This is a genomic window from Endozoicomonas sp. (assembly GCF_051008435.1).
GTDB lineage: Bacteria > Pseudomonadota > Gammaproteobacteria > Pseudomonadales > Endozoicomonadaceae > Endozoicomonas_A.
Genome location: NZ_JBPCXO010000089.1, coordinates 1 through 5,795, shown reverse-complemented (window position 1 = coordinate 5,795; position 5,795 = coordinate 1). Strand labels below are relative to the sequence as shown.

At 44.8% G+C, this 5,795-nt stretch carries 6 protein-coding genes; 3 read left to right on the top strand and 3 right to left on the bottom strand.

Features of this window, described 5'->3' with window-relative positions; all coding sequences use genetic code 11:
- Positions 1 to 130: 130 nt before the first annotated feature.
- Both ACR2PX_RS03985 and ACR2PX_RS03980 read left to right on the top strand, forming a co-directional pair.
- Positions 131 to 904 (top strand): hypothetical protein, encoded by a 774-nt coding sequence (locus ACR2PX_RS03985; protein WP_433998070.1) that lies wholly within the window; start codon positions 131 to 133, stop codon positions 902 to 904.
- A 14-nt stretch (positions 905 to 918) separates the two neighbouring features.
- Positions 919 to 1,062: a hypothetical protein gene (locus ACR2PX_RS03980; protein WP_433998069.1), complete on the top strand. Its 144-nt coding sequence runs from the start codon at positions 919 to 921 to the stop codon at positions 1,060 to 1,062.
- A 260-nt stretch (positions 1,063 to 1,322) separates the two neighbouring features.
- Here the strand turns inward: ACR2PX_RS03980 and ACR2PX_RS03975 are convergent, their stop codons facing one another.
- From ACR2PX_RS03975 to ACR2PX_RS03965, 3 genes are all read right to left on the bottom strand, one after another.
- Positions 1,323 to 1,958: an outer membrane beta-barrel protein gene (locus ACR2PX_RS03975; protein ID WP_433998068.1), complete on the bottom strand. Its 636-nt coding sequence runs from the start codon at positions 1,956 to 1,958 to the stop codon at positions 1,323 to 1,325.
- Between the two features lie 185 nt (positions 1,959 to 2,143).
- Positions 2,144 to 3,403, bottom strand: coding sequence for an FAD-dependent monooxygenase (locus tag ACR2PX_RS03970; RefSeq protein ID WP_433998067.1), 1,260 nt, complete (start codon positions 3,401 to 3,403; stop codon positions 2,144 to 2,146).
- Positions 3,404 to 3,528: 125 nt separating this feature from the next.
- On the bottom strand, positions 3,529 to 4,923 hold the full coding sequence (locus ACR2PX_RS03965; RefSeq protein ID WP_433998066.1) for an Npt1/Npt2 family nucleotide transporter: 1,395 nt from the start codon (positions 4,921 to 4,923) through the stop codon (positions 3,529 to 3,531).
- Positions 4,924 to 5,366: 443 nt separating this feature from the next.
- Here ACR2PX_RS03965 and ACR2PX_RS03960 point away from each other — a divergent pair, with 443 nt between their 5' ends.
- The gene (locus ACR2PX_RS03960; protein WP_433998065.1) at positions 5,367 to 5,696 is read left to right on the top strand and encodes a hypothetical protein; all 330 of its coding nucleotides are present in this window, start codon (positions 5,367 to 5,369) and stop codon (positions 5,694 to 5,696) included.
- Positions 5,697 to 5,795 lie beyond the last annotated feature (99 nt).

Genomic DNA, 5,795 nt, shown 5'->3' with positions numbered 1-5,795 from the left:
AAGCGGAACAATTATGAACACAAGCTGATGCTGTAGATTAGACTGCAAAGTGTATGAAAACTGTACTCTCTTACCAAAAGTACAGCCTGCTCGCTCATTACCTCAAAGTTAAGCGGGACTTAAGGGTATATTGAGCCTGACACTGCTATTCATTATTACTGGCTTTTATTTTGTTTTTATAAAAACCCAGGGAGCGGCGCAACTTGAAGTTATGCTGGGAGAAGGAAAAAGCGTAAAAATAAAACTGAATGAGACCAACAAAACGTCTATTGATTCTATTTTAGAAACGCTTTTTGCAGAAGAGAAATCAAGACGGTTAACCACCACCATACTGAAGGAGTACTACGCTTTTCATAAACTGGATTCAGAGCTCATCAATTCCATCCGACAAGAACACCCCATGTCAGACTTTTCCATCGAGCTGCGCTCACTGCTTAAAAATATGGAAGGCCCCATGAGTCGCAAATACCACTCGTTTTATAACACAGCGTCTCTGAATGTGATTGATGGATTAAAGAAAAACGGGAAAGACCACAAGGTGTCCTCAGAGCTTCGCAAACTGGCTCATATGAACGACCCCTATATTTTCCCAAATGATTCACTGCCGGTGCGCGTTAGCTTTCCTGAAAGTACCAGAATTCAGAGTGGCTTTGCCGCAGCCTGCAATGGCAGCGAATACATCGGGCGAAATGTCGTCCTGAGAAATCCTGGCAATGGGGCCATGATACAAGTCTATGTCCGGAATACTTTCCCCTGCTCACCCGAAGAGGGTCATAGAATACAACTGACCTCAGAAAATGCGGATAACTTATTCCCTGACAGAGTTCGACAATCCTACGAGCTGGCCAATATGACCGTTGCCGAGCCCGGGATGAAGTTCGACATTATTCCCATTTCAATCTAATCAAGGAGGAAAAAATGAATAAGACTTCATTTGTTGCTTTATTACTGTCCTTTTTTATTGCCAGTGCCAGTGCCGACTGTTTATACAATGGCAAAAGTTATCCTACTGGCACAAAAATTGGTCCCTATATTTGCCAAGCGGACGGTACCTGGAAATGACTGCTCACACTTAACACCTCCGAGACTTTTTGACAGGTGTAAAAAAGCCCGATCAAAGGATCGGGCAAAAACTTACACACACACAGGTGACAGAATCAAAGTGATAGGCCTCACCTTTCATCTATCTAGATCGGTGAAACGACATCCGTGCTTCCCGATCACTGACAACAAGACACACAACAAGTTGTCAGACAGTTAATGAGGCTGTAACTCATTAACAGACCTTAGTCCTTAAAAGTCCAAACTTGAAAACAGATCGCTTAGAAGCGATAGGCCGCTGACAGATAAGCCTGCTTGGAATCTTTCAGCTCAAACGAGGCGTTTTCAACGCCATGAGACATCTTGATACGGTTGTTTTTGCGGATATATTTCATACCCAATTCAAAATCAACGGGCCCCGCAATAAACAGAACGCCAGCTTGAGCACCGTAGGCCACAGAGGTATCTTTCTTGCCAAACGCTTCAATGCGATTGACACCCAGAGAGCCGCCTACGAATGGACGAACCATAGAATCTTTCATGAAGACATAGTCCATGGACATCATCAGGCTTTGCTGACTATCAATTTCATACTTGCCGGGCACTTCTTTATTAAATTGCTTCACAGCTGAGTCTTTAAAGCTGCTTTTTGAAGCTGTGCCGTAAACACGGACATTATCGTCAAGGTATTTACCAACACGGATACCATAACTGCCGGTCTTGGCTTTGCTTGAGAGCTTTTCAGAAATTACGCTACTTTCAGACGAAAAGTCAGAGATACTCTCATCAACATATTTGCCTTCTATAGCATCTTTACTCTTGCCAGCTTCCACACCAACAAACCAGTCACCCGCCATGGCAGAAGAGGACATAACAGCAACGGTCATAACCGCTGCAGCTGTAAATACTTTATTCATGGATGACTCCAGTGCTATCCAATGAGGGATTGAATTCAGTGTTGCTTCGAACTAACGCCGAAGTCGCCGCCTATTTTCCACAACAGGATTCAATCAGTCATAACGGAGTCTGTAACAAAAAAGCAGCAGAGAGGCTGAAAGGAGAGACGCCACAGAGGTAGAAGCTCTGTGGCCTGTTGGAAAAATCAGTGGCTCTTGGCTAATTCGGCTTGTCGGCCAGAAATACCCATAGCGTATTTCATGACTTCTTTAACGGCAGGCGTTGATTGACCGGCTATGCCCAAAGCAACATTTCTCAGCACCTTAAGAGGAGCACTGTCGTTACTGAAAGCATGATAGAAAGCGTCCATCGTGCTCATCATCAACTGATTGTCTCTACGACGGGTATTTTCATATCGCGAGAGTACGTCATCGCTACCCAATACTTCTCCTGCTTGAAAAGCGTCGATCAGTATTTCTGACAACCAGGCGACATCCTGAAAGCCCAGGTTGACCCCCTGACCCGCCAAAGGGTTAATAGTGTGTGCAGAATCGCCTGCCAGCACCACACCATTGGCGAAATAGTTCATGGCATGTCGGCGTGCCAGAGGAAAAAAGCCTCTCTCATGCAACTTAACCAGTGACGGTAGCTCTTTAGGAAACGTTGTTGATAGCGTTTCCAGAAATTCGCAGTCCGAGAGTTTCATCAGCTTCTGAACATTTTCGGGCAGGTTGTACCAGACAATAGACGCATAGCTTTTGCCATCGATATCCGGCAGAGGCAGAAAGGCTTCGGGACCCGTCGCGGTGAATGCCTGCCAGGTAATGTCCTGCAAGCCCCCTTCAATCTCAACAGTGGCAACCAGACACTGTTGCTCATACTCACGGGTGTCCAGACGAATATTGGCCTGATTTCTGACTCTGGACTGTGCACCGTCAGCACCAATGAGCAGATCAGCGGTAAACTTTCGTCCATCATCCAGTGTGAGCTCAGGCTTTTCAGACTTGAAATTCATGCTTTCAATGGTTGCAGGTGCCACCACAGATACGGACTCAATCTCTTCAAGCTTTTTTAAAAGCCCTAGCTGAGTGACACGGTTTTCAACGATAAATCCCAGCTGGTCATGTTGGATATCCGCAGCGTTGAATATTGTTTGATTAGGACGTTTATCCAATTCTCTGCCGGGCGGAAAGTGCAGCTTTTCCCAGACGGCCATGCGTCGGTAGGGGCACATTCTCATGGCTTCCATGTATGGCCAGGCCCCCAGATTTTTCAAAATCTGCTCCGAGGCATAACTCAGTGCCGACACCCTTAAATCCGGTAGCTGATCCGGTTCAAACGCTGACGGTAAAGCACGATCAAAAACCGCAACCCGAATACCTTTAAGACCCAGAGCACAAGCAATTGCGGCACCGACCATTCCTGCGCCGACCACCAGTACATCGTAATTTTCTGATTTCACCATAGCCTGATTTCCCGTCAGCCCACTTTCTGCGGATAACCGGCCTATATGACCACAGGGCCACGGAATGCTCAACTCTCCAGATCAAGGGATGGATGAATAGTCCTGAAAACAATGACCCAGTCAAACTAACGAGAGGCTACCAACATGTATCGAAGATTGAGTCTGTGGAGAGCAAAAAACCAGACTCCCAATATGATCACCAGAATCAATGCCACCATGGGTATCGCCATCGAAATGGACCCTGAAAACACAATCACACTCTGCAAAAACAAAGCACTGCCCGATTTTCCTGCCCGACTGACTACCAACTCAATGGCGGCTTTTCCCTTGTACTTTTCTTCGTCACTCAGCGGGATAAAAGAAATTTCTTTGGTTTGATCAAACCAGGTATATTTTGCTGACTTACAAAGGACCAATGACAACATTCCTGTACCAACGACCCATCCTAAAAGGGTGCCATCAGAGGTGTTCAACTCACCCTGAAACCCGACCCACAGAGTAAACAACAAAAAGGGTAATATTGTGGCCGCCATGACAGCAGGCGTTGCCAGAGCTGCAGCGTACCAGCTTCGCCTTAACAGATAAGGTGCGATCAATCCCATAATCAAAGTGCCCACTCCATAGAGAAAAGTCATTTTTCCTAACAGTATGGAGAACTCTGCCTGTGAGGAAACAAACTGAGCCAACTGGCTCTTCCAGATCACCTCGGACAAGTTAATAGTGATGCAATAACACAGCATAATGAGCGCAATACACACGATATGTGGCGATCTGAGCAAGTAACTGAGGCTTTCGATGGCTGGCAGCGATGTGGCTGAGTCACTTTCTTTTGGCTGATCAGCACTGGAACTGTCTTTCTGAGTCCACCTTGCCACTTCAAACAACATCAGAAAGACGACACCTAATACTGTAAAAATCCACGACAGGGTTTCCAGGCTCAACTGCCAGCCGCTCTCTCCCAACGCCTGATGTTTGTTAACACAGAACAGTACCAAAGGCCCCGAAAACAAAGAGGCCATGTTACCTACCATAATCAGCCGTGGGTATTGATAAGCAGCGCTGCCAGAACATGATGCATCGTTTACTGTTGTCCAGAAGAGTACGCAAATCACTGCCGCTCCCCAAAGCTCTGCCACGATATAAAATACCGTTAATGGCCAGTAATGGAATAAACCAGAAACAAACTGCAGATGATGGGGTAAAAGATTGAGTACGGGCTGTAAAAAGGAGTTGGGTGACAGCTGATCCAGCCTAGGGTATAAAAAATGCGAAAAAACCGGCATCCAGATCAAAAAAGGCAACAGTACCAAAATGAACAGCCACCGTTTGGAAACACGGTTTGCCAAAAAACTGTATATACCCAGAAAAACAAATGCCGACGGAAACACCGCCCAGAACTTTATAAACGGAATCACTTCAGCACCCAGCCGGGTGACCAATAGCGCATCTTTAAGATTTCTCAGAATATCAAAATTTGCGATGCAACAAGCCAGCATAGCCATGTACAGTAAAACAGGCATCTGCTTTCCTTCAGAAGATTGTTTCACGGCACAGCTCTATTTGATATTCAGAAAGAAAATGGAGGACTTTGGTAAAATAGCTTATGCAGAAAATAACGAGCGAAAATTATTTTTAACAAATATTCATATTTAGAATAACTTACCAATAATATTCTAAATATCATCATTTCTCATTCTTAAGTAAAAACAGTGTTTTCTGGCTTAAAAAACCGCTGTCCTGCCTGGGCATCAAGCATATTTCTTACTGTTTATTTAGATCAACTCTACTGCTTTAATCTTCATACTTATTCAATACAGCAAGCCATACGAATTTATGAATATAAATTGAAAATAATATCCTTGCATATCGATCAAGCACTGCTAAATAAAGTGTCATCACAAATAAAATTTCTTGAGCGAGTATTCAAATGCAGTATCGGTTTCTTCCGATAGTCCCTCTCCTTGTGTCTATTTACAGCGAAGCAGGGCAATGGCAGGATGCGGCCCAGTATTCAGCCTCTTATAGCCGACCAAAAGCAGTGAACTTGAATGATCTTCCTGTCCAGGTATTGGAAGTTTCTATAAAACAGTGGCTTGAAGCAGGATTCAATCTTCCCGAACCGTTTCCCCAGAATGGAACAAAAACGCCTTTTCAACTGAATGTTACTACTTCAGGAACCTACAGAATTGAGGTTTCAGAAGCCAGTGAAGGAAGATTCGTCACTGCATTTAAAGTCTCTGAAGGCGTTTCTAAAACAACATCCACACTAGGAGCCTGTCGGACTTACCACTGACCTACTGCGAAAAAGCCGGATTTGGCCATTTTTTATGATTCTTTTCGTTGAATAGCTCGCTATTCGCCTCAAATAATCATAAAAACTGTCTCAAACCGG